The organism is Devosia honganensis (genome assembly GCF_042648785.1).
In the GTDB taxonomy this organism is placed as follows: Bacteria; Pseudomonadota; Alphaproteobacteria; order Rhizobiales; family Devosiaceae; genus Devosia; species Devosia honganensis.
The window spans coordinates 27,491-50,454 of record NZ_JBHRYD010000009.1 but is presented as its reverse complement, the minus strand read 5'-3'; the positions used below and the strand labels follow the sequence as shown (position 1 = coordinate 50,454).

General features: G+C 67.6%; 24 protein-coding genes. 13 read left to right on the top strand and 11 right to left on the bottom strand.

The features are described 5' to 3' along the window. Positions 1–146: 146 nt before the first annotated feature. Positions 147–959 carry an undecaprenyl-diphosphate phosphatase gene (locus ACFOOL_RS11010; RefSeq protein WP_380097063.1) on the bottom strand — a complete coding sequence of 271 codons (813 nt, stop codon included), beginning with the start codon at positions 957–959 and terminating at the stop codon, positions 147–149. Between the two features lie 113 nt (positions 960–1,072). Between ACFOOL_RS11010 and ACFOOL_RS11005 the strand changes: the two genes are divergently transcribed. The 5 genes from ACFOOL_RS11005 (at position 1,073) to ACFOOL_RS10985 (ending at position 5,715) form a co-directional block, all read left to right on the top strand. Continuing rightward, complete coding sequence (locus tag ACFOOL_RS11005; protein WP_380097062.1) at positions 1,073–1,753, top strand: glutathione S-transferase family protein; 681 nt, start codon at positions 1,073–1,075, stop codon at positions 1,751–1,753. Beyond that, the gene (queG, locus tag ACFOOL_RS11000) at positions 1,734–2,891 is read left to right on the top strand and encodes a tRNA epoxyqueuosine(34) reductase QueG (protein ID WP_380097061.1); all 1,158 of its coding nucleotides are present in this window, start codon (positions 1,734–1,736) and stop codon (positions 2,889–2,891) included. The genes ACFOOL_RS11005 and queG overlap by 20 nt, the downstream gene beginning before the upstream one ends. Continuing rightward, positions 2,891–3,763 (top strand): NAD-dependent epimerase/dehydratase family protein, encoded by an 873-nt coding sequence (locus ACFOOL_RS10995; RefSeq protein ID WP_380097060.1) that lies wholly within the window; start codon positions 2,891–2,893, stop codon positions 3,761–3,763. The genes queG and ACFOOL_RS10995 overlap by 1 nt, the downstream gene beginning before the upstream one ends. Further along, entirely contained in the window at positions 3,760–4,413 is a 654-nt protein-coding gene (locus ACFOOL_RS10990; protein ID WP_380097058.1) for a GNAT family N-acetyltransferase, read from the top strand. The genes ACFOOL_RS10995 and ACFOOL_RS10990 overlap by 4 nt, the downstream gene beginning before the upstream one ends. 174 nt (positions 4,414–4,587) lie before the next feature. Further along, the gene (locus ACFOOL_RS10985) at positions 4,588–5,715 is read left to right on the top strand and encodes a Fic family protein (protein ID WP_380097057.1); all 1,128 of its coding nucleotides are present in this window, start codon (positions 4,588–4,590) and stop codon (positions 5,713–5,715) included. A gap of 3 nt (positions 5,716–5,718) precedes the next feature. On the opposite strand, the gene ACFOOL_RS10980 is transcribed toward ACFOOL_RS10985, so the two are convergent. Then, the gene (locus ACFOOL_RS10980) at positions 5,719–6,480 is read right to left on the bottom strand and encodes an alpha/beta hydrolase (RefSeq protein WP_380097055.1); all 762 of its coding nucleotides are present in this window, start codon (positions 6,478–6,480) and stop codon (positions 5,719–5,721) included. Between the two features lie 152 nt (positions 6,481–6,632). Here ACFOOL_RS10980 and infC point away from each other — a divergent pair, with 152 nt between their 5' ends. Beyond that, the gene (infC, locus tag ACFOOL_RS10975; RefSeq protein WP_380097065.1) at positions 6,633–7,169 is read left to right on the top strand and encodes a translation initiation factor IF-3; all 537 of its coding nucleotides are present in this window, start codon (positions 6,633–6,635) and stop codon (positions 7,167–7,169) included. 250 nt (positions 7,170–7,419) lie between these two features. On the opposite strand, the gene ACFOOL_RS10970 is transcribed toward infC, so the two are convergent. The 3 genes from ACFOOL_RS10970 to irrA form a co-directional block, all read right to left on the bottom strand. Next, on the bottom strand, positions 7,420–8,313 hold the full coding sequence (locus ACFOOL_RS10970) for a ribokinase (protein WP_380097054.1): 894 nt from the start codon (positions 8,311–8,313) through the stop codon (positions 7,420–7,422). 27 nt (positions 8,314–8,340) lie between these two features. Continuing rightward, complete coding sequence (locus ACFOOL_RS10965) at positions 8,341–9,162, bottom strand: arylamine N-acetyltransferase family protein (RefSeq protein WP_380097052.1); 822 nt, start codon at positions 9,160–9,162, stop codon at positions 8,341–8,343. 109 nt (positions 9,163–9,271) lie between these two features. Next, positions 9,272–9,718: an iron response transcriptional regulator IrrA gene (gene irrA, locus ACFOOL_RS10960; protein ID WP_380097051.1), complete on the bottom strand. Its 447-nt coding sequence runs from the start codon at positions 9,716–9,718 to the stop codon at positions 9,272–9,274. 177 nt (positions 9,719–9,895) lie between these two features. Between irrA and fabA the strand changes: the two genes are divergently transcribed. Beyond that, positions 9,896–10,402, top strand: coding sequence for a 3-hydroxyacyl-[acyl-carrier-protein] dehydratase FabA (gene fabA, locus ACFOOL_RS10955; RefSeq protein WP_380097050.1), 507 nt, complete (start codon positions 9,896–9,898; stop codon positions 10,400–10,402). Positions 10,403–10,502: 100 nt separating this feature from the next. Then, a complete protein-coding gene (gene fabB / locus ACFOOL_RS10950) occupies positions 10,503–11,729 on the top strand; it encodes a beta-ketoacyl-ACP synthase I (RefSeq protein ID WP_380097048.1) in 1,227 nt (408 codons plus the stop codon). Positions 11,730–11,747: 18 nt separating this feature from the next. On the opposite strand, the gene moeB is transcribed toward fabB, so the two are convergent. The 6 genes from moeB to ubiE are packed head-to-tail and all read right to left on the bottom strand — an operon-like array spanning position 11,748 to position 16,668. Continuing rightward, positions 11,748–12,467 (bottom strand): molybdopterin-synthase adenylyltransferase MoeB, encoded by a 720-nt coding sequence (gene moeB, locus ACFOOL_RS10945; protein WP_380097047.1) that lies wholly within the window; start codon positions 12,465–12,467, stop codon positions 11,748–11,750. Position 12,468: 1 nt separating this feature from the next. Next, positions 12,469–13,260: a DUF2259 domain-containing protein gene (locus ACFOOL_RS10940; protein WP_380097046.1), complete on the bottom strand. Its 792-nt coding sequence runs from the start codon at positions 13,258–13,260 to the stop codon at positions 12,469–12,471. Beyond that, positions 13,211–13,669 carry a dUTP diphosphatase gene (gene dut / locus ACFOOL_RS10935; RefSeq protein ID WP_380097045.1) on the bottom strand — a complete coding sequence of 153 codons (459 nt, stop codon included), beginning with the start codon at positions 13,667–13,669 and terminating at the stop codon, positions 13,211–13,213. The genes ACFOOL_RS10940 and dut overlap by 50 nt, the downstream gene beginning before the upstream one ends. Beyond that, entirely contained in the window at positions 13,666–14,298 is a 633-nt protein-coding gene (locus ACFOOL_RS10930) for a hypothetical protein (RefSeq protein WP_380097044.1), read from the bottom strand. The genes dut and ACFOOL_RS10930 overlap by 4 nt, the downstream gene beginning before the upstream one ends. A gap of 57 nt (positions 14,299–14,355) precedes the next feature. Further along, on the bottom strand, positions 14,356–15,900 hold the full coding sequence (gene ubiB, locus ACFOOL_RS10925) for a 2-polyprenylphenol 6-hydroxylase (protein ID WP_380097042.1): 1,545 nt from the start codon (positions 15,898–15,900) through the stop codon (positions 14,356–14,358). A 3-nt stretch (positions 15,901–15,903) separates the two neighbouring features. Continuing rightward, positions 15,904–16,668 carry a bifunctional demethylmenaquinone methyltransferase/2-methoxy-6-polyprenyl-1,4-benzoquinol methylase UbiE gene (ubiE, locus tag ACFOOL_RS10920; RefSeq protein ID WP_380097041.1) on the bottom strand — a complete coding sequence of 255 codons (765 nt, stop codon included), beginning with the start codon at positions 16,666–16,668 and terminating at the stop codon, positions 15,904–15,906. Positions 16,669–16,781: 113 nt separating this feature from the next. On the opposite strand from ubiE, the gene mutM reads away from it, so the two are divergent. The 5 genes from mutM (at position 16,782) to recF (ending at position 22,890) form a co-directional block, all read left to right on the top strand. Next, positions 16,782–17,666, top strand: a complete 885-nt coding sequence (gene mutM, locus ACFOOL_RS10915; protein WP_380097040.1) for a bifunctional DNA-formamidopyrimidine glycosylase/DNA-(apurinic or apyrimidinic site) lyase — start codon at positions 16,782–16,784, stop codon at positions 17,664–17,666. A 173-nt stretch (positions 17,667–17,839) separates the two neighbouring features. Beyond that, entirely contained in the window at positions 17,840–18,106 is a 267-nt protein-coding gene (gene rpsT / locus ACFOOL_RS10910; protein ID WP_380097039.1) for a 30S ribosomal protein S20, read from the top strand. Positions 18,107–19,009: 903 nt separating this feature from the next. After that, entirely contained in the window at positions 19,010–20,461 is a 1,452-nt protein-coding gene (gene dnaA, locus ACFOOL_RS10905) for a chromosomal replication initiator protein DnaA (RefSeq protein WP_380097038.1), read from the top strand. A gap of 178 nt (positions 20,462–20,639) precedes the next feature. Then, positions 20,640–21,761, top strand: a complete 1,122-nt coding sequence (gene dnaN, locus ACFOOL_RS10900; protein WP_380097037.1) for a DNA polymerase III subunit beta — start codon at positions 20,640–20,642, stop codon at positions 21,759–21,761. Positions 21,762–21,777: 16 nt separating this feature from the next. Then, positions 21,778–22,890, top strand: coding sequence for a DNA replication/repair protein RecF (gene recF / locus ACFOOL_RS10895; protein ID WP_380097035.1), 1,113 nt, complete (start codon positions 21,778–21,780; stop codon positions 22,888–22,890). Positions 22,891–22,964: the final 74 nt, after the last annotated feature.

Here is a 22,964-nt window from a genome sequence, read left to right as displayed (position 1 = left end):
CATCAGCCGGGATGCGCATCCCGGCTGATGCAAGCAGTAAAGCAAAAATCGTCCACACAAGCCCGAGGGAAGCCCGGTGTGGGAGATAAATTGAGCCAAAAGCCCGAAATGAACACTCCCCACAGGAGGAGAGGGGGAACCGGGGCTCAGAGGCCGAAGGCGAGGATGGCGACCAGCCCCAGACCCCCAACCACGATCCGCCACCAGGCGAAGGGCGCGAAGCCGTGGCGGGAGACGAAATCGAGCAGGTAGCGCACCACCAGCGCGCCGACCACGAAGGCGGCGGCAAAGCCGATGGCGATATCGAGCCCCAGGCCCGGATCGATCAGCTCGCGGCTCTTGTAGAGATCGTAGCCGAAGGCACCGGCCATGATCGGCAGGGCGATGAAGAAGGTGAATTCGGCCGCCGAGCGCTTGGTGGCGCCGAACAGCATGGCCCCGACCACGGTGGCGCCCGAACGCGACACGCCGGGAATGAGCGCGATCATCTGGAACAGGCCCACGATCAGCGCCAGATGCCAGGGATAGGTGTAGATGTCGTCGTATTTCTCGCGCCGCGGCATGCGGTCGACCAGCAGCAGCACCACCCCGCCCACCAGCAGCGAGATGCAGATCACCAGGGGCGTCTCATAGATGACCTGCTGGATGTAATCGCGGAACAGCACCCCGGCCAGGGCGCCGGGAATGCTGGCCAGGACGACCGCCAGCGCGAAGTGCCAGGCATAGGCCTTTCCGGTCAGCGCATCGCGGATCAACAGGCCCAGCCGGGTAAAATAGATGGTGATGACGGCCAGGATCGCCCCGAGCTGGATGAGGACGACGAAGGTGGCCGGCCGGGAGAGGCCGAAGAAATGACCGGCCAGCAGCAGGTGTCCGGTGGAGCTGACCGGCAGGAATTCGGTAAGCCCTTCGAGGATTCCCAGCACCAGGGGCACAAAAAGACCTTGATCGGCGTTCATCTGATCCCCTAACTCGTTTCGAAGGGCCGTTGCGGCCAAACCTCTTAGCCGTGTTCGCCACGGGCGCCAAGGCGGGGTTTGGGCGGGCGGCCGCCAGCAATCAGAGCGTCCCGATGCCCAGCCTCGTGCACTATCCCCTCGATCCCGCCTCGCGCCTCATCCGGCTGATGTGCGCCGAATATGGCGTGCCGCTGGATCTGGAAGAGGTGAAGCCCTGGCTGCGCGAGGAGGCGCTGCTGGAGCTCAATCCGGCCGCCAGCCTGCCCATCCTGTTCACCGATGCCGAGATGCCCATCGTGGGCGTGCTGGCCTCGATCCATGCGGTGGAGGATTTCTATACCCCCGAGGCGGTGGGAGGGCTGTTCCCCGCCGCCCCGCTGGACCGCGCCGAGATGTGGCGGCTGGCCGAATGGGTGCTGGTCAAGTTCGACGACGAGGTGACCCGCTATCTCATCGAGGAAAAGATCGCCAAGCGCGACCAGCGCGGCGCCACCCCCGAGCCCTCGGTGCTGCGCGCGGCCAAGGCCAATCTCAACGAGCACATGCTCTATTTCAACTGGCTGCTGGCCAGCCGCAACTGGCTGGCGGGCGAGGAGATGACGCTGGCCGACTTCGCCCTCGCGGCGCATTTCTCGACGCTGGACTATATGGGCGACATCGACTGGGCCAAGGCCGGCTCGGAAACCCGCGACTGGTATTCGCGCCTCAAGTCGCGCCCGGCCTTCCGCACCCTGCTCAACGACCGCGTGGTGGCCATGCCGCCCTCGAAAGGCTATGCGGACCTCGATTTCTGACCCCGGCCCCCCGGCCCCTTCCGGCGGGGAAAAACTCGTCGCCGCGCTGCGGGAGCGGGCGCTGGCGCTGGGCTTCGACGCCTTCGGCATCGCCCGCGCCGATGCCCGCCCGGACCTGCCGGCAAAGCTGCGCCACGCTTTGGCGGCGGGCTGGCACGCCGACATGGCATGGATGGAGCAGACCGAGGACCGACGCGGCGCCCCGCAAAGGCTCTGGACGGACGCCCGATCGGTGATCCTGCTCGGAGTGAATTACGGGCCCGAGCTCGATTCCATGGCCCTGCTGGGCGAAAAACAGGTGGGGATCATCTCCGCCTATGCCCGCAACCGCGACTATCACGACATCATCAAGGGGCGGCTCAAGGAGGTGGCGGGGCTGCTGGCGCGGCGCTCCGGAGCGGAGGTCAAGGTATTCGTCGACACCGCTCCCCTGATGGAAAAGCCGCTGGCCGAGGCGGCGGGGCTGGGCTGGCAGGGCAAGCACTCGGTGCTGGTGAGCCGGGAATTCGGCTCCTGGCTGTTCCTGGGCGCCATCCTGACCAGCGCCGAGCTGCCGGCGGACGCGCCGCAGCGGGAAAGCTGCGGCTCGTGCACGCGCTGCCTCGACATCTGCCCCACCGGGGCGTTCCCCGCCCCCTTCCAGCTCGATGCGCGCAAATGCCTCGCCTATTACAGCGTCGAGCACAAAGGGCAGATCCCGCGCGAATTCCGCATTCCCATGGGCAATCGCATCTATGGCTGCGACGACTGCCTGGCGGTCTGCCCGTGGAACAAATTCGCCTCGGTCAGCCGCGAGGCGCGGCTGCGCAGCCGGCCTGAACTGGAGCGGCCGGCGCTGGCCGAACTGGTGAAGCTGGACGATGCGGGGTTCCGGACGCTGTTTTCCGGCTCGCCGGTCAAGCGCATCGGCCATGCCCGGTTCCTGCGCAACGTGCTGATCGGCATCGGCAATTCCGGCCAGCAGGCGCTGGTGCCGGCGGTCGTGGCGCGGCTCGGCGATCCCTCGCCGCTGGTGCGGGGCGCCGCGATCTGGGCGCTGCGGCGGCTCGATCCGGCCCGGGCCGCGACGATGCGGCTGGACAGGCTGGCCGCCGAGAGCGATGAGAGCGTGCGGGCGGAATGGGACGGAGCGGTGTGATGCGGGCCTTCTTTTTCGGACTGGGCTATTCGGCCGGCGCCAGCGCCGACTTCATGCGCGGAACCGGCGCCTTCGCCGGCATGGCGGGAACGGTGAGGACCGCGCAGAAAGCCGCCGCCCTCGCCGAGCGCTCGCTCGGGGCGATGATTTTCGACGGCCGGCAGAAGGGGCCCGAAGTGGGGCCGGCCCTCGCAACGGGCGTCTCGCACGTGATCCAGTCGATCGCCCCGGACGAGGACGGCGATCCGGTGCTGCGCCATCACCGCGACGAGCTCGACGCCGCCCGGGACCTGGAATGGCTGTGCTATTATTCCACTATCGGGGTCTATGGGGATTTCGACGGCGCCTGGATCGACGAGCGCGCGCCGCTGGTGCCGCGCAATATGCGCTCGGACTGGCGGGTGCTGGCCGAGGACGAATGGCGCGCCTATGCGGCGGCGCGGGGCATCAAGCTGCTGGTCCTGCGGCTGGCCGGCATCTACGGGCCGGGCCGCTCCGCCTTCGACAAGCTGCGCGCGGGCACGGCGCGGCGCATCGTCAAGCCCGGCCAGGTGTTCAACCGCATCCATCGCGCCGATATCGCCCGGGTGACCGCGCTGGCGGCGCAGCGGCGCCTCGCCGGCACCTTCAACCTCGCCGACGATGCGCCCGCCCCGCCCCAGGAGGTCACCGCCCATGCCGCCGCCCTGATCGGCATGGCGCCGCCGCCCGAGGAGGCGTTCGCGACGGCGGCGATGACCCCGATGCAGCGCGGCTTCTACCGCGACAACAAGCGCGTCTGCAATCGCGCCATCAAGGCGGCGCTGGGGATCGAGCTGCTGTATCCGGACTATCGCGCCGGGCTGGCCTCCATTCTCGAGGCGGAAACATGACGATCAGCCCGGCCGTTTCCGCGCCCGCGCGCATCGTTCTCGAGGGGCGCTATGTGCGGCTCGAACCGCTCGAACGGCGTCACGCCGCCGACCTGTTCGCGGTCTCGACGCTGCCGGGCGGGCCGGAGCGCTATCGCTGGCTGTTCCACGACGCGCCGCTCAGCCTTGCGGAAATGGCGGCGCGCATCGACCTCGCCAATGCCGGCCAGGACCGCCATGTGGCGGTGATCGACCGGCAAACGGGCCGGGCGGTGGGCCAGCAGGCCTGGATGCGCATCTTTCCCGAGCACGGCTCCATCGAAATCGGCGGCATCCATTGGGGCCTGCCCATGGCGCGGACCCGGCTCGCCACCGAGGCGCTTTACCTCTTCGCCCGCCATGCCTTCGACGATCTGGGCTATCGGCGCTTCGAATGGAAATGCAACGACCGCAACCAGGCCTCCAAGACGGCGGCGCGGCGCTTCGGCTTCCGCCCCGAAGGGGTGTTCCGGCAGGACCGCATCGCCAAGGGCGAGAACCGCGACACCGCCTGGTTCTCCATCATCGACGGCGAATGGCCGGCCCTGCGCAGCGAGTATCAGCGCTGGCTGGCCCCGGACAATTTCGATGAAGCGGGCCGGCAGAAAACGCGGCTGGCGACGCGGGTTTGATTTTCAATTTCAGCCCCTCTCGAGAATCAAACCTCCTTGAGTCGCTCTGGCGAACCTCTAGCGCCAATGTCTATCATTAAAAGGAATTTTTGATAGACAAAATCCTTTGTGTATCGCATAAGACAGATAAGATACCTCTTATCGCAAAAACCATCGATCCTGACAGGCAGTCCCATGGCGGAATTCGATCTGAGTGAGGCGGTGGACTACCATTATGACCGGTTTCCGCCTGAAACCCTCGATATGAGGCGTCTCATAAAGCCCTTGTCTTCCGCCGCCGCGGCCTTGGCGCGATACGACCAGATGCTGAAGGGCATGCACAATAGCGAAATCCTGCTTGCCCCCCTTCGCAATCAGGAGGCCGTCGTCTCGTCCCGCATGGAAGGAACCGTGAGCACGCTGGATGAAGTGCTGCGCTATGAGGCCGACCAGGAGGATGACGGAGCGGTCGATCCCCATCGCTATCGCAGTGAAGCGGTGGAGGTCTATCTGTATAGCCGCGCGCTGACGCAGGCACATCAGGCTATCAAGGATGGCGCATCGATCTCGCCCTGGCTCATACGCTCGGCTCATCGCGTGCTTCTGGGGTTCGGACGGGGAGCGAGCCTCAATCCGGGAGAATTCAAGACCGAACAGAATTATCTCGCGGACCGGTCGCGCAGGAAGGTGCAGTTCATCCCGATCAACCCGCAAGCGCTCGGCCTGGGCATGGAGAAACTGACGGATTTCATCGATGATGACGAATGGGAATTGCTGATCCGGACGGCCTTGGCGCATCTCGAATTCGAGGCGCTGCACCCGTTCAAGGACGGCAATGGCCGGGTCGGGCGCATGCTGATCACCCTGATGTTGTGGCATTACGGCGCGATAGAGGCGCCGCATTTCTATATCAGCGGTTATTTCGAGGAGCGGCGCGACGAATATATAGACAAGATGCGCGCCGTGTCCGCACGCGGGGAATGGACAGACTGGATATTGTTCTTCCTGGCGGCCATCGAGGAGCAGGCCAATAGAAATCTCATTCAGGCGGAAAGGATCAGATCGCTTTATGAGGAGATGAAGGAAGAATTCCGACGGCTTCTCAGAAATCAGTGGAGCATCACCGCCCTCGATTTCGTATTCGCCCGTCCCATTTTCCGGAACAATATTTTCACTGGCCGTTCCGGCATACCGGCACCCACGGCGCACCGGCTTATCCGGATCCTCAGCGAGAACAGGCTGCTGGAAACGGTGGAGAGCGCTGCCGGGCGCCGGCCGGCACTTTATCGTTTCGAGCCGCTGCTGCGGCTCGTCCGGGACTGATCGTCACGCCATCCCGGTCACCGCGTTCCGCAACAGCGCCAGGTCCGTGTCGCGGCTGAGGCGGTGATCGCCATCGGGCACCAGGGTGAAGGTGACCGGATCGTGCAGGATGTGGGTGAGCAGTTTTCGCGCATGGGCGGCGGGCACGTCGGGGTCCAGGCCGCCCTGCAGGATATGGACCGGGCAGCCGGTCTCGATCACCGCGCCCAGGAGGCAATGGCGCTCGCCGTCCTCGAGCAGGTCCCGGCCGTAGCGATAAAGGCCGTCGCCATAGCGGCTGTCGCGCTCGAAATAGCCCTGCCGGTCGAGATCGCGCCGCTGTTCCGGGCTCATGCGGGCGGCGATGAGGCGCGTGGCGTCGACCGCCGGAGCGACGAGCACCAGGCCCCGCAGCTTCCGTCCGGCGGCCAGTTGGCGGCGGGCCAGCAGCAGGGCGAGCCAGCCGCCCATGGAGGAGCCGCCCACGATCTGCGGCCCGGCGGTTCGGGCCAGCACCGCTTCGGCCTCCTCGAGCCAGCGGCTGATGGTCCCCTGCCCGAGGCGGCCGCCCGAGGCGCCATGGCCCGAATAGTCGAAGCGGGTGACCTCGAGCCCCCGCTCGGCGCCCAGAGCCTCGAGCGCCATGGCCTTTCGCCCGGTCATCACCGAGCGGAAGCCGTTGAGCCAGAAAAGGCCGGGCGCGGCGCCGGGGCGCTGCTCCACGGCGATTTCCCGCATGTCGGCGCCAATGCCGACGGCAAGACGGAAGGCGTTGGGAGAATTCATTGCGGCTCCGGTGATGGTTCGGGCGCCGTGCCGGAGCGTTCCGGGCACACGGAAACAGATTCCGCACCGGCGCCAGTTGACTTATGACGCCGCTAACACGATTTTAGGGCCGATTTCCAACCCTCCTTCCATCAGCATAAGGAACGCTTGCCATTCGTCGTCCCATGAGACCCATTGCGCCCCAGAAAGATGGGCCGCTCGCCAATGAGGATATCACCAGCCCCGACGTTCAGCTCATCGATGCGAGCGGTGAAAACCGCGGCGTCGTCCGCACCCGCGAAGCGCTGGCCGAAGCGCAGGAGGCCGGGCTCGACCTGGTCCTGATCGCCGCGAACTCCAACCCGCCCGTGGCCAAGATGCTCGATCTCGGGCGCTACAAATACGCCGCGCAGAAAAAGGCGGCCGAGGCGCGCAAGAAGCAGAAGGTGATCGAGGTCAAGGAAGTTCAGCTCCGGCCGAACATCAACGACCACGACTACAACACCAAGATGAAGGCGGTGCAGCGCTTCATCGGCGAAGGCGACCGGGTCAAGGTGACCATGCGCTTCCGGGGCCGCGAAATGGCCCACCAGGATATCGGCATGCAATTGCTGATGAAGGTGCGCGAGCAGATGGACGAGATCGCCAAGGTGGAAAGCCAGCCCCGCTCGGAAGGCCGGCAGATGGTGATGGTGCTGGCGCCCCGATAGGCGCCGCGCCGGACCGGTTCGTGGAAAGCGGGTCGCAGGGCCCGCTTTTTGCGTTTTTTTGGGGGGGTGCCGTTGAGACCAAGGGGCAGCGCCAACCGAGCGCGCCCCTCCTGCGTCATTGCCCGGCTCATCCGGGCAATCCAGTCCACCGCTATATGGCATGGACCGCCCGGATGAACCGGGCGGTGACGATGGGTCGGGCAGCGGTGGTGAGGGGGCAGCATAGGCGGATGAGGGCGACGCGGAGGCGCTATCCGGCGATGGCGTCGACGTCGGCCTTGAGGGGAATGGCCGGCTGGGCGCCGGGATTGAGGCAGGCGAGGCTCCCCGCGACGGCGGCGCGGTGAAGGGCGCGCCCGAGGTCGAGGCCGGCGTCGAGCGCCGCGGCGAGATAGCCGCAAAACGTGTCGCCGGCGCCCACCGTGTCCACCGGCACGACGGGGTGGGCGGGCACCGAGAGGGCGCCGTCCGGAGTGCGGGCGCGGGCGCCCTCGGCCCCGAGGGTGACGACGATGGTGCGGCCGGTCGCCGCCACCCAGTCGGCCATCGCCGCGTCGAGCTCGGCGATGGGCCGGCCCGAAAGCAGGGAAAATTCGGTTTCGTTGGCGATGACGATATCGGCGAGGCGCGCCAGCTCCGCCGTGTCGGGCAGGAAGGGCGCGGTGTTGAGCAGGCTCAGCGCGCCTTTCTCGCGGGCGATCTCGAGGGCGCGGCGCGTGGCGGCCTGCGGCACTTCCTGCTGCACCAGCAGGGTATCGCCGGCGGCGAGGGCGGCCAGGCCGCGCTCGGCGTCCCCGGGGCTCATCGTGCCGTTGGCGCCGGGCAGGATGGCGATGACGTTCTCGCCCTGCCGGTCGACGAAGATCATGGCGATGCCGGTCGCGGCATCGGCCCGGCGCATCTGCGACAAATCCACCCCGCCCGCCTCGAGCAGCGCCAGCGCCATGTCGGCAAAGGCGTCTTGCCCCACCGCCGAGACGTGAAGCACCCGGGCGCCGGCGCGGCGCGCGGCCAGCGCCTGGTTGGCGCCCTTGCCCCCCGGCGCCATGGAAAAACTGCCCCCCGCCACCGTTTCACCGGGCGCCGGCAGGCGGGTGACGGTGCCGACCTGGTCGAGATTGGTGGAGCCGAAAACGGTGATCATGCCAGTATCTCCTCCATCCTGTTCCGCTCAGGCCCGGGACAGGCAGGCGGCCAGCGCCGGCTCCAGCCGCTCGTCATTGGGCAGGACCAGGCCGAACTCCTCGGTCAGCACCGAGCGCAATTGCTCGATGCCGGTAATGACGCGCTCCTGCCTTTCGCCCCCCACCGGCTGGATGGTGAACCGGCCGTCATGCAGCTTGAGCCGCTTGCCGGTGGGCGCCAGCGCCACCCTGATCTCGCGGGTGAAGGGGGAGGAGGGATCGGTCGAAAGGCGCTGGTTGAGCGGGCCGATATCGGCTTCCTCGACCGGATCGAGGGTGAACAGATAGACCGCGCGCCAGTCCTCGCCGTTCCCGACCTCCAGCGTCCAGTCCGGGTCCCCGCCGGTGAGGCGGAAGCTTTCATGGGGCGTCGACTGCTCGACGCCGGCGCGCAGGCGCAGGGGCGTGGTCAGGGTCAGGCCGCCAAAGCCCACATCGGCGATATAGGCCTGGCCGTTGATCTCGACCAGCAGCAGCAGATGGCTGGGCGGCCGATCGGCGCCGGACGGATCGGTCCAGACCACCCGCGCCAGCAGCGGGCGCACCGTATAGTCGAGATCGCGCAGGATGCGCATGAACAGCATATTGTGCTCGAAGCAATAGCCGCCGCGCCCCTCGGCGAGCAGCTTGCGCTCGAGGCTGGCCTGGTCGAGCCGGACCGCCTCACCCAGCAGGGGATCGAGATTTTCGAAGGGAATGGCGGCGGGATGCAGCGCGTGCAGCAATTCCAGTGTCGCCAGTGTGGGAGCGATGGAACCGGCAAAGCCGATTCGCTCGAAATAGGCTTTCAGATTGACCTTTTCGGGCATCGGCCACCCTTGCCGCTGTTGAAACCGGGCACACTATGAGCAAGCCGAACCGGTTTGTCACGGGCGCGGATGGAGGGGTCGGACGATTCGTCTCAGGCCCGGGCCGGGCTCAGGCCGGGGTCTTGCGGACGCGGATCACCACGTCGACATGGGCCACTTCCATGCCCTGGGGCGCCTCGGGCAGGGCCTTGAACTCCACCGCCTCGGCGGGGATGTCGATCATGCGCTGCTCGTCCTCGACGAAGAAATGGTGGTGGTCCGAGGTGTCGGTATCGAAATAGGACCGCGCCGCGTCGATCGCCACTTCGCGCAGCAGCCCCGCCTCGTGGAACTGGTGCAGCGTGTTGTAGATGGTGGCGAGCGAGACATTGACCTTGGCGGCGGCGGCCTCGCTGTGCAATTGCTCGGCGCTGACATGGCGGTGCGGCCCGCCGAACAGCAGCTCGGCCAGGGCCACGCGCTGCCGGGTCGGGCGCAGGCCGGCCATGCGCAGAACGGCGGTCAGGCACGGCTTGCGGGATGGATGGGGCCGGGTGGCAAGGCTGCGATCGGGCATGGGGCCTGAAGGTCTCGTCATAGGGGTCCGGAATTACTGGGGTTCTTATACTGTCGCGGACCGCCCGAGACAAGCGGACCGACCGCCGCAGCTCCCGGCATGGGCTTTCGGCCGGCTTGACCCTCACCATGCGCCCCTATACGAGACGGGGCTTGAACAGGAGCGGGGAACATCTCCATGGCCGACAGGCAGAACGCATTCGGATATGAGGAATTGCTGGCCCATGGCCGCGGCGAACTGCCCGGACAGGGCGATGCGCGCCTGCCCGCGCCGCCCATGCTGATGTTCGACCGCATCACCCATATCGAGGAAACCGGCGGCGCCCACGGCAAGGGCTATGTGGTGGCCGAGCTCGACCTGCGCCCGGATCTGTGGTTCTTCCAGTGCCACTTCATCGGCGACCCGGTGATGCCCGGCTGCCTGGGACTGGACGCGCTCTGGCAGATGACCGGGTTCTTCCTGGGGTGGTCGGGCTCGCCCGGGCGCGGCCGGGCGCTGGGCGGCGAGATCAAGTTCACCGGCCAGGCGACCACCGACAAGAAGCTGCTGGAATACCGCATCGACATCAAGCGGCACATGCGCTCTCCCCTGCCCTTCGGCATCGCCACGGGCACCGTCAAGGCGGATGGCGAGACCATCTATATCGCCGAAAATCTCCGGGTCGGCCTCATTCCCGTCGCCTGAATAAAGAAAAACATCCCTCGGGGGTGAAATAATCCCAATTCGTACAACATAGAAGAGACGTCCCCCAAGACGCCCGCATGAAGACTAGCACGAGGACATTATGAGACGAGTTGTCGTCACCGGCATGGGTATCATTTCCTCGATCGGCAACTCGCTGGACGAGGTCACCGACAGTTTGCGCCAGGCCCGGCCCGGCACCGTCTTTGCCGATGATTATGCCGAACTGGGCTTTCGCAGCCAGGTCAAGGGCGACCCGCGCCTCGACCCCTTCGAGGTGCTGGACCGCCGCGTCACCCGCTTCATGGGCAAGGGCGCGGCCTGGAACTATCTGGCCATGCAGCAGGCCATCGCCGATGCCGGCCTCGAGCCCGGGGACGTCTCCAACCCCATGACCGGCATCGTCATGGGCTCGGGCGGCGCTTCCACCCGCACCATCGTCGAGGCCGCCGACATCACCCGCAAGAACACCAGCCCGCGGCGCATCGGGCCGCTGGCCGTGCCCAAGGCCATGGGCTCGACCGCCTCGGCCACCCTGGCCACCTCCTTCGGCATCAAGGGCATCAACTATTCGATCACCGCCGCCTGCGCCACCTCCAAGCACTGCATCGGCAATGCCATGGAGCAGATCATGATGGGCCGGCAGGACATCGTCTTCGCCGGCGGCCACGAGGACCTCGACTGGACGCTGACGGATCTGTTCGACGCCATGGGGGCGCTCAGCTCGGATTTCAACGCGACGCCGGAAAAGGCCTCCCGCCCCTATGACGCGGCCCGCGACGGCTTCGTCATCTCGGGGGGCGCGGGCGTGCTGGTGCTCGAGGAATTCGAGCACGCCAAGGCGCGCGGCGCCCGCATCTGGGCCGAACTGGTGGGCTATGGCGCCACCTCGGACGGCGTCGACATGGTGGCGCCCTCGGGCGAGGGCGCCGAGCGCTGCATGCGCATGGCGCTGGCCGGGGTGAAGGCGCCGATCGACTATATCAACCCGCACGCCACCTCGACCCCGGTGGGGGACCTCAAGGAAATCGAGGCGCTGCGCGCCGTCTTCGGCAATGAGGACAAATGCCCGCCGATCTCGGCCACCAAGGCGCTGACCGGCCACAGCCAGGGGGCCACGGGCGTTCACGAGGCGATCTATTCGATCCTGATGATGAAGCACCGCTTCATCGCCGAAAGCGCCAATATCGAGACGCTCGACCCCGATTTCGCCGACATGCCGATCCTGCGCCAGCGCCGCGACGAGGCGGATCTGGGGCACGTGATCTCCAATTCCTTCGGCTTCGGCGGCACCAATGCGGCGCTGGTGTTCAAGCACCCGGAGGCGTGAGGCGGCGCCGGACGGGCCTCAATAGTCCAGTTCGGAAAAGCGGCTTTCGCGGCCGTCATAGACCAGCAGCCGGCCGATGAGCGGGGTGCCGATGCCGGTGGCGAGCTTGACCGCCTCCATGGCCATGAGCGAGCCGATGACGCCGGTGACCGGGCCCAGAATGCCGTTGGCCTCGCAGGAGGGCAGCGCCGCGTCGCTGGCCCCCGGCGGGAAGATGGCGTCATGGCCGGGGCCGCCCAGATGCGGGGCGAAGACCGTCACCTGTCCCGAAAACATCGAGACGGCGCCCGAGACCAGCGGCAGGCGCAGCGCCGCCGCCGCCGCAGCGACGAGGCGGCGGGTGGAGAGGTTGTCGGTGCCGTCCAGCACCATCTGATAGGGACCGAGCAGGTCCCGGGCATTGTCCCGGGTGATGGCCCGGGGATGCAGGTCCAGCGCCACATGGGGATTGAGCGCGGCGGCGAAGGCGCCGGCATTGTCCGCCTTGTTGCGGCCGATGGCGGCGGTGGCGTGGACGATCTGCCGCTGCAGATTGGAGAGCGACACGGTGTCGGCGTCGACGATGCCCAGCCGACCCACGCCGGCGGCGGCGAGATAGGCGATGGCGGGACTGCCCAGCCCCCCGGCGCCGATCACCGCGATGCGGGCCGATTTCAGTCTTTGCTGGCCGGCCCCGCCCATGCCCTTGAGCACCAGATGGCGCGCATAGCGCCGCGTCTCCTCGGGCGAAAGGGGCACTTCACCGGCCAAGGGGAACGGCCAGGAAACGCCGGTCGGGCCCCTCGAACCCGCCGGGATAGACCGAAATGATGGCCACGGCATGGGCCGCCACCGGCGCGGTGAAGGGCATGACCACGCCATAGAGGCGGTAATCGAGCGGACAGCCGCGCGAGCGGGGCAGGGCCGCGTCGCGATGCAGCAGGGTTTCCGTGCCCTCCCCCGACAGGGTGAGCGCGAAGCCCAGGGGCGCCGTGCCGAACCAGTCGGCGCAGGGACTGGCCGCAGCCGTCTCGAAGGTGGCCAGCGCGAGCGCGTGGCGGTCGAGCACGGCGCCGGGCTGATAGCCGGGCGCGCCGAAGACGAGGCTTTTCGCGTCGATATCGGGCACCCCGTCGCCGATCAGCGCCGCGACCTCCACCGGCACGTCGATGCCCAGTTCCGCAAGGTGACCGGCAGCGCCGGCCGCCGCCTCGGCGCGGATTGCGGCCAGCGGACGCCGCTCATCGTCCGCCCGCACCCGGATCGGCGTGCCGGCCACCCAATCGTCGCGGCTCAGGTCCACGACATAGAGATTGGCATAGGCAAAGCCCGAGCCGTCCTGGATGCCGAATTCCTCGAAGGCGAAATAGCGGAAATCGGGGGAAAAGCCGATAAAGTCGATCAGCGCCCGGTCGCCGGCCAGGGAAGGCGTGGCGATGGGCAAGAGCGCAGCGAGCGCCGCGACCAGGGCTTTCGCCCATGGATGGAGCCGCGGGGCCGGCTCAGCCCCGTCCCGTCGAGCCGAAGCCGCCCGTGTCGCGCTGGGTCGCATCGAGTTCTCCCAATTCGAATGAAGGCCGCACCACCGGCGCCACCACCATCTGGGCGATGCGCTCGCCCCGTTCGATCCTGAAGGCGGCCTCACCCAGATTGACCAGGATCGCCATCACCTCCCCGCGATAATCGGCGTCGATGGTGCCGGGGGCATTGAGCACCGTCACCCCATGGCGGGCCGCAAGGCCGGAACGCGGGCGGATCTGGGCCTCGTAGCCGGCCGGCAGCGCCATGCGGAAGCCGCAGGGGACCACCGCCCGCCCGCCCGGCGGCAGCTCCAGCGGCTCCCCCTCGGGCAGGGCGGCGCGCAGATCGGCGCCGGCCGCCAAGGGGCTGTGGGGCGCCGGCAGGGGCAGGCCCTCGCCATGCGGCAGCAGGGCGAGGCGGATGGCGGGCGACACGCTCAAGGCGCGCGCACCACCGCGAAGAGCTCGTCGGGCAGGTCGGCGGTGCCGTTGACCAGATCGAGCAGCGGGATGACCTGTTCGGCGCGCCTTCCGTCCCCCGAAAGGGTCATGTTGGTCTCGACGACCTGGGCGCCCGAAATGCCGATGGTGATGGTGCGGCCGGCAAAGAAGGCCTCCATCATCTGGCGGCTTTCCTCGTCCATGTCCTCCTCGGCGTCCATCCCCTCCATCATCTCGTCAGTGGGCAGGGCGACGCGCACCAGGCCCGGGCCGGCCGCGGCGAAGGTGATGCCGCCAGCCTCCTGGCCCAGATCGAGGCTGTCGAAGGGGCCTTCCTCCACCATGGTGCAGGTGCCGCTGCCATCGGCGTTCTCGGTCAGCGTCCCCTCGTCCCCGCAGAAGGAGCCCTCGTCCATCTCGCCGCTTTCCTCGCTCATCTTCACCATGGCGTAGAAATCGGCGCCCATCACCTGGGTCATGGTGGCGCGGGCGGTGGTGGGGCTGGTGACGTCGACGTCGATACTGACGTCGATACAGGCCGAAAGGCCCATGGCCATGAGGGCGGTGCCGGCCAGCCTGCCGAACAGATCGAGGCGCATATTGTCTCCCTTCGCGGCGTCATCCGCCATTGCGGGGCAATCTATGGGCTGGCGCCCTGCCCGGCAAGCGGAGGATTGGCGCCGCCCTCAGCTTTGAACGAGCAGACGCCAGATCAGCACCAGGATAAGGACGAAGACGGCCGAGAGCACGGCAAGCCCCGCGCCGCGCATCAGCCGATCGGGCGGCCGCCGCATCATGGCGCGATGCTCCTGCATGGTCAGCTCGGCCTGGGCGAGCAGGTCGGGCACGCGCACGGCCGCTTCCCCGAGGCGGGTCAGATGGCCCACGAGATCGTCGATCCGCCCCAGGGGACCCTCCTCGCGCCGCAGCCACTGGCCCACCACTGGCTCGGCCACGGTCCAGATGTCGAGGGCGGGATCGAGGGTGCGGGAGACCCCCTCCGCCAGCACCATGGATTTTTGCAGCAGCACCAGCTCCGGCCGGGTCTGCATGTCGAACAATTCGGTGACGGCGAACAACTGGCCCAGCACCCGGGCCATGGAGATGTCGGCGGCGGTGCGCCCGTGCAGCGGCTCGCCGATGGAGCGGATGGCCAGGGCGAAATCGTCCACCGACTGATGCTGGGGCACATAGCCGATATCGAAATGGCGCTGCGCGACCAGCCGATAGTCGCGGGTGATGAAGCCATAGAGGATATCGGCGAGGAAACGGCGCTCGCGGCGGTTGATGCGGCCCATAATGCCGAAATCGACGGCGATGACGTCGCCGGTGCGCGGATCGGCGAACAGATTGCCCGGATGCATGTCGGCATGGAAGAAGCCGTCGCGAATGGCGTGGCGCAGGAAGGCCTGGAGCAGCTTGGCGGCGAGCGCCTTGCGGTCGATGCCGGCGGCGTCGATGGCGGCATGGTCGCGGATGGGGATGCCGTCCACCCAACTGGTGGTCAGGACGTTCTCGGCCACATGGTCCCATTGCACCTCGGGAATGACGAAACCCTCGTCATCGCGGATATTCTGCGCCATCTCGGAAATGGCGGCGGCCTCGAGCCGCAAATCGAGCTCGAGCCGCATGGAATGGTCGAGCGTGCGCACCACCTCGGTGGGCCGCAGCCGCCGGCTGGCGCGTGAAAAGGCCTCGGCCAGGCGCGCCCCGGCATAAAGGCTGCGGGTATCGGCGTGGAAGCGCTCGGCGATGCCGGGCCGCAGCATCTTGACGGCGACGACCCGGTTCACTTCCCCCGGAACGCGCAGGCGCGCCCGATGCACCTGGGCGATGGAGGCGGCGGCGACGGGCTCGCTGACCTCGTGCAACTGGGCGGCCTTGGAGCCCAGCGCCGCCTCGAGGATGCCCGGCACCAGCGCGGGATCGAAGGGCGGCATGCGGTCCTGCAGGCCGGAGAGGTCGGCGGCGGCCTCGGCGCCCACGATATCGGGCCGCGTCGCCAGGGTCTGGCCGAATTTCACATAGGAGGGGCCGAGCCGGTGCAGCGCCGCATTGAGCCTTTCGATGCGCCCGGTGCGGCGCACGGCGCGGCGCTCGACCAGGCGCGCCAGGGCGATGCCCGCCTTCATCATCGGGGGCAGGGACTGGACGGGCAGCACCGAAAAGGCGCCTTCCCGGGCCAGCACCCAGCCGGCATGGGCGAGACGGAAATAGGAGCCCAGCGCCATGGATCAGAGCTTCCAGCCCGAGAACAGCGTGGCGATATTGCCGCTATAGGCGGTGTGCTTCACCCGCTTGAAGCCGGCCCCGGCCAGCATGGACGAAAACTGCGCCGGCTCGGGGAATTTGCGGATCGATTCCACCAGATACTGGTAGGGCTGGGCATCGCCGGTGACGATGCGGCCCAGCGGCGGGATCACCCGATCGGAAAACCCCCGGTAGAGCGCCTCGAGCCCGGGCACGTCGACGCGGGAGAATTCGAGCACCAGGATGCGCCCGCCGCGCCGCAGCACCCGATGCGCCTCGTCCAGCGCCTTGCGGATGCGCGGCACGTTGCGGATGCCGAAGGCGATCGTATAGGCATCGAAGCTGCCGCTTTCGAAGGGCAGTTCCTCGGCATTGGCTTCAACGAAGCTGACCTGATCGGGATAGCGCCAGTGGCGCGCCCGCTCCGCGCCCACCCGCAGCATGTCCGGATTGATGTCGGAAACCACCACCTGCGCATAGCCGAGCGAAACATTGACGATGCGCTCGGCGATGTCGCCCGTGCCCCCGGCCATGTCGAGCACGCGATAGGGACGGGTGCCGTTGCGGGGCGGGGCCAGGTCGGCCACCAGGGCGTCCTTCCAGAGCCGGTGCACGCCCCCGCTCATCAGATCGTTCATCAGGTCGTAGCGGTCGGCCACGTCGTGGAACACCTTGTCGACCAGGCCCTGCTTGTCCTCGAGGGCGACGGTCCGCTCGCCGAAATGGGTGGTTTCACGCTTCTGGGTCATGGCATCGGATGGCATCTGCTCGACAGGCCTCGTCGTTTCTGCGCCGCACCTTATATAAGGCCTGCACAAATGCCCATGGCCCAAACCGGCGCAGGGTGAAGGAGTTGCACCGCATGCCCGAACTGCCCGAGGTCGAAACCGTGCGCCGGGGGCTCGCCCCCTGGGTCGAGGACGCGACGATCCTTTCGGTAAGGCTCAACCGTCCCGATCTGCGCTTTCCCTTCCCCGAGGGACTGGCGGCGGCGCTGGAGGGGCGGGTGGTGACGGCGGTGCGGCGGCGGGCCAAATATCTGCTGATGGACCTTTCGGACGGCCGGACGCTGCTCAGCCATCTGGGCATGACCGGCTCCTGGCGCTTTGCCGAACATCCCATCGACAAGCCGCCGCGCTATTACGAGCCGGGCACCGAGCCCCGGCACGACCACATGATCTGGGAGCTGTCCCACCCCCGGCACGGCAGGAGCCACCTGATCTATGCCGATCCGCGCCGCTTCGGCTTCATCGATCTTTACGACGACGTGTCCACCAGCCCCTATTTGCAGGGGCTCGGCCCCGAGCCGCTGGGCAACGAATTCAACGCCGCGGCGCTGGCCCGGGCCTTCAGGGGACGCAAGGCGCCGATCAAGGCGGCGCTGCTCGACCAGCGCGTGGTGGCGGGGCTGGGCAATATCTATGTCGCCGAGGCGCTGCACCGCGCCCATATCCTGCCCACCATCGCCGCCGGGACGCTGGTGCGGGCGGACGGACGGCCCAAAAAGGCGCTGGAGGACCTCGCCAATGGCGTGCGCGAAGTGCTGATAGCCGCCATCGAGGTGGGCGGCTCCACCATCAGGGATTTCCGCAGCGTCGAGGGCGCGGGCTATTTCCAGCACAATTTCGCCGTCTATGACCGGGAGGGCGATCCCTGCCCCACCCCGCTGTGTCCGGGCGTGGTGCACAGGATCGTGCAATCGGGCCGCTCGACCTTCTTCTGCCCGGTGTGCCAGAAGGCGCCGTAAGGCCGCGCCGCCGCCCCGCGCGCGCCGCCGGGGAATCGTATTGACGTTTTCCCGCCTTTCCCCTATAGACCGCCCGACTTGGCGGCTCCCTGGCCGCCGCTTTCATTTCATCCCGGCAGGCTGCGGCGCCCCGAGGCGCCCGTCTGTCCGGCTGGACGATCAAGAGGACCGAAATGGCCAATACGCCGTCAGCCCAGAAGGCGACCCGCAAGATCGCGGCCCGCACCGCGACCAACAAGTCGCGCCGCAGCCGCATGCGCACCTTCATCCGCAAGGTCGAGGAAGCGATCGCCTCGGGCGACCACGCCGCCGCCTCCACCGCGCTCAAGGCTGCCGAGCCCGAGATCAGCCGCGCCGCCGGCAAGGGCATCGTCCACGCCAATGTGGCGGCCCGCAAGGTGAGCCGCCTCAACGCCCGCGTAAAGGCGCTGGCGGTCTGAGGCGAACTCGCCGCGGCCCGCTCGGGGCCCGCGCGAAGCCATGGCGAATGGGCTCCGGAAGGGGCCCATTTTCTTTGGTCCCGGACGGGCAAGTTTTTCGTCGCACCCCTGTCACATGACAGGCCGGTGACGCTCCGGCCGCCAGCGGAACATAGGGCGTACTTCCCAGTTCTCCCTTTTCGTCCAATGGGTTGCGAGAGCAGGCGCGCGGGTATTCCACCGCCCGCCGCCCCCTTAAACCGGGGTGGGCGGAATAAATTTTTCACCATATGCACCCGGCTAAGGGTTGGAATCTGCCTTGAGTCACAGGCTCTTGTCCGCAGGCACTTTCGACGGGCGGGCGGTGGCGAAAATCCCAACTCCGAGTCAAGCCCCTATTTCAACGATTCACGTGTTGCGGGTCCAAACCCGTGCCTCTAATGTATCCGGGCCGGCGAGGAAAAGAGGAGCGCTCGACGCTCCCGACTTCACCGGCCGGGTCCCGCGAGGGAGACGTGTATGGGGCAACCCCCGGCGGAAACGCCCGGGCGTTGGAGCCAGTAGAGATTGTGTTGGCCGCAATTGCGCGGCCGGTTCATTCGAGGTTGGCAGCGTTCGACAGACCTCCGGCCAGGTCAGGCCGGGTTCAAGTGACAGGTCGATAGGGAAACGGCGGCACCAGTCCGCCGGACCGAACAGGCGTGCCCGCAGGGCGGGCGCAGGGGCGAAGCCGTGCCCGGATGTCCCGGCAGGGCGGGCGCGGCAGCAGGATTGTTTACGGTGCCTCCGGATTTTTGCGGACCGGACGGCAGCAGAGATATGGGGCTAGATACGATGATGCGACAGGCGACCGCGGGAAGGGACGACGGGGCTCCGGCCACTTCCCCCTCCCTTCCCACTTCCAGCAAAGGCGGTATTCCAGTCATGTCCGGTTCCGACACCTCCACCCAGTCGCAGCGCGAGCTCTGGACCCGTGTGCGGGCCCGGCTGAAAACGGCGGTGGGCGAGGACGTCTTCACCTCCTGGTTCGCGCGGCTCGAGCTGGAGGAGCTGGTCGAGGACCTGGTGCATCTGTCCGCCCCCACGCGCTTCCTGTGCTCCTGGGTGCAATCGAACTATGCCGACCGCATCGTGGAGGCCTTCCGCAACGACGTGCCGGAGGCGGCGCGGCTGCAGGTGACCATGCGGGTCAACGGCCAGGCCCGCCCGCGCCTCGCCCCGGCCCCCGAGGCGGCGGCCGAGACGCCCGCCCTCCAGCCGGCGGCCGCGCCCTCTCCCTCTCCGGCCCCCGCCGCGCCGCGCCTCGTGCGCGACAATTCGAAGGGGGATGCCCTTTCGGGCAGCGCCATCGACCCGCGCATGACCTTCGAGAACTTCGTGGCCGGCACCGCCAATGAAATGGCCTTCGGGGTGGCCAGGCAAATCGCCCATGCCGCCATCAACGACACGGTCACCTTCAATCCGGTCTATGTGCATTCCACGGTCGGCCTGGGCAAATCCCACCTGCTCAACGCCATCGCCCATGCGGTGAGCCAGGCCGATCCGTCCAAGAACATCGTCTATCTGACGGCCGACCATTTCATGTACCATTTCATCAGTGCGGTGCAGCGCCAGTCGGCGCTGGGCTTCAAGGAATGGCTGCGCCGGGTCGACCTGCTGCTGATCGACGACATGCAGTTCCTGCAGGGCAAGTCGGCCACCGAGTTCGGCCATACGCTGGGCACGCTGCTCACCGGGGCCAAGCAGGTGGTGGTGGCGGGCGACGCGCCGCCGCGCGACCTCGAAATGCTCGACGAGCGGGTGCGCTCGCGCCTTTCGGGCGGGCTGGTGGTGCCGATCACCGCCTTCGACATCGAGCTGCGCCGCGCCATCGTGCAGCGCCGCGCCGACCAGGTGAACGCCCGCTTCGGCATGCAGTTCCCGGCGGCGGTGATCGACTATATCTCGCGCGCCGTGATCAGCCATGGGCGCGACCTGGACGGCGCCGTCAACCGGCTGGTGGCCGCCAACCAGCTCACCGGCGAACTGATCACCGTGCCGCTGGCCGAAAAGACGCTGGCCGACCTCATCCGCACCCGCGACGCCAAGCGCATCCGCATCGAGGACATCCTCAAGATCGTCTCGCGCCATTTCAAGGTGCCCCGCAACGAGCTGCTCTCGGCCCGCCGCAGCCGCGACGTGGTGCGCCCGCGCCAGATCGCCATGTATCTGGCCAAGGCGCTGACCTCGCGCTCGCTCCCCGAGATCGGCCGCCGCTTCGGCGGGAGGGACCACACGACGGTGCTGCATTCGGTGCGCAAGGTGGAGCAGCTCATCAAGGACGATCTGGAGCTGGGCCAGGAGATCGAACTGCTCAAGCGCATGCTGGAGGAATAGGGGGCGTCCCCGCCGGCGACCGAGCCAACCTCCCCCGCCAGGGGAGAGGGGCCGGCCGGGCGGGGATTTTCGGGGCAAACCGGCTGCCCGCCCTTGCTAAACCTCTCGCAAATTGCAAATGTCCAAGCCCCGGTTCGCTGGGGTTTTTGCTGTCCGCGTACCGTCAGGAAGTCGCCGCATGAAAGTCACGCTCGAACGCAATCATCTGCTCAAATCGCTGAGCCATGTGCATCGGGTGGTCGAGCGGCGCAACACCTATCCGATCCTGGCCAACGTGCTGCTGCGCGCCGAAAACGACCATATCGAGCTGCGCGCCACCGATCTGGACATCGAGGTGACCGAAAGCGTGCCCGCCATGGTCTCGACGCCGGGCGCGACCACGGTTCCGGCCCATACGCTCTATGAAATCGTGCGCAAGCTGGCGGACGGGGCCGAGGTGCGGCTCGAGACCGATGGCGGCGAGAACATGGTGCTGGTCTCGGGGCGGTCGCGCTTCAACCTGGCATGCCTGTCCCCCGAGAGTTTCCCCGATCTTAAATCGGGCGCCTTCGCGCACGATTTCGATATCGACGCGGCGGCGCTGCGCGAGCTGATCGAGCGCACCCAGTTCGCCATCTCCAACGAGGAGACGCGCTATTATCTTAACGGCATCTATTTCCATGCCGTGGACAATTCCGCCGCCGGGGCGCTGTTCCGGGCGGTGGCCACGGACGGGCACCGCATGGCCCGCGCCGAGATCGCGGCCCCCGCCGGCGCCGAGGGCATGAGCGGCATCATCGTGCCCAAAAAGACCGTGGGCGAGGTGCAGAAGCTGCTCGACGGCGTCGAGGGCGAGGTGCATGTCGAGGTCAGCGACACCAAGATCCGCTTCACCGTCGGCCCGGTGGTGCTGCTCTCCAAGCTCATCGAGGGCACTTTCCCCGATTACGAGCGGGTGACCCCGAAGAACAACGACAAGCAGATGCTGGTGGACCGGCAGGGCTTCGCCATCGCCGTCGACCGCGTCTCCACCATCGCCTCGGACCGCGGCGGCAAGGCGGTCAAGCTCTCCGCCCGGAACGGCCTGCTGGAATTGTCGGTGACCAATCCCGATCACGGCACGGCCAATGAGGAAGTGGCGGTGGATTTCGACACCGACGGCTTCGAGATCGGCTTCAACGCGCGCTATCTGCTCGACATCATCACCCAGATCCGCTCGGAAAACGCCGTCTTCCTGTTCAACGACGCCAACTCCCCCACCCTGGTGCGGGAAGAGGGCGAGGCCAACGCGCTTTACGTGCTGATGCCGATGCGGGTGTGAGGCCGCACACGGCGACATGATCCGCCATATTTCGCGCCTGCGCCTCACCTCCTTTCGCAATTACGTCTCGGCGGCGCTGGACCTGGATGCGCGCCATGTGGTGCTGACCGGGCCCAATGGCTCGGGCAAGACCAATCTGCTGGAGGCCATTTCGGTGCTCTCGCCGGGAAGGGGGCTGCGCGGGGCGGGTTTCGACCTGCTCCAGGCCCAGGGATCGGACACCGGCTGGGCCGTCGCCGCCACCATCGAGACCGCCGGCGGGCCGGCCGATATCGGCACCGGCGCGCTGCCCGATGGCGGCAGGCGGGTGCGCATCAACGGCGCCAATGCCCGCTCGGTCGAGGCGATGAGCGACTATCTGCGCCTGCTCTGGCTGACCCCGGCCATGGACGGGCTGTTTTCCGGCCCGGCCGGCGAGCGGCGGCGCTTTCTCGACCGGCTGGTGACGACGCTGATCCCGGACCATTCGGCCGCCGTGGCCGATTTCGACAAGGCCATGCGCCAGCGCAACCGGCTGCTCGAGGAAGGGGGCGATCCGCGCTGGCTGACGGCGGTGGAAGCGCAGATGGCGGCGCTGGGCGCCTCCATCCACCTCAACCGCACCGACAGCCTCTTCCACCTGCAGGCGCTGATCGCCGAGAGCCTGGGCGATACCGGCTTTCCCGCCGCGCAATTGTCGCTGACGGCGCTGTTCGAGGACGAGGCCGGACCGGCCACCTCGGCCGCGCTCGAGGCCCGGCTGGCGCAGCGCTGGCATGATTTGCGGGGCCTTGACCGGGCCGCCGGACGCACCACATCTGGACCGCACCGCGTCGATCTCGAGGTCGTCCACGCCCAGAAGGCCATGAAGGCGGCGCTGGGCTCGACCGGCGAACAGAAGGCCATGCTGATCGGGCTGGTGCTGGCCCATGCCCGGCTGGTGCGCCTGCGCACCGGCATCGTGCCGTTCCTGCTGCTCGACGAGATCGCCGCCCATCTCGATCCCGACCGCCGCAGGGCGCTGTTCGCGGCGCTGGACGGGCTGGAGACCCAGTGTTTCCTCACCGGCACCGACCCGGTGCTGTTCGAGGCCCTGGGCGGGCGGGCCCAACATGTTTCGGTGCGCGACGGACGACTGGCGCGAGCGTGACCCCGGGCCGGTGGAAAGACCAGGGAAATGGGGCGGAAATGGCCAATTTCCTTGGGGTTTGGCCCCCGTTCCGC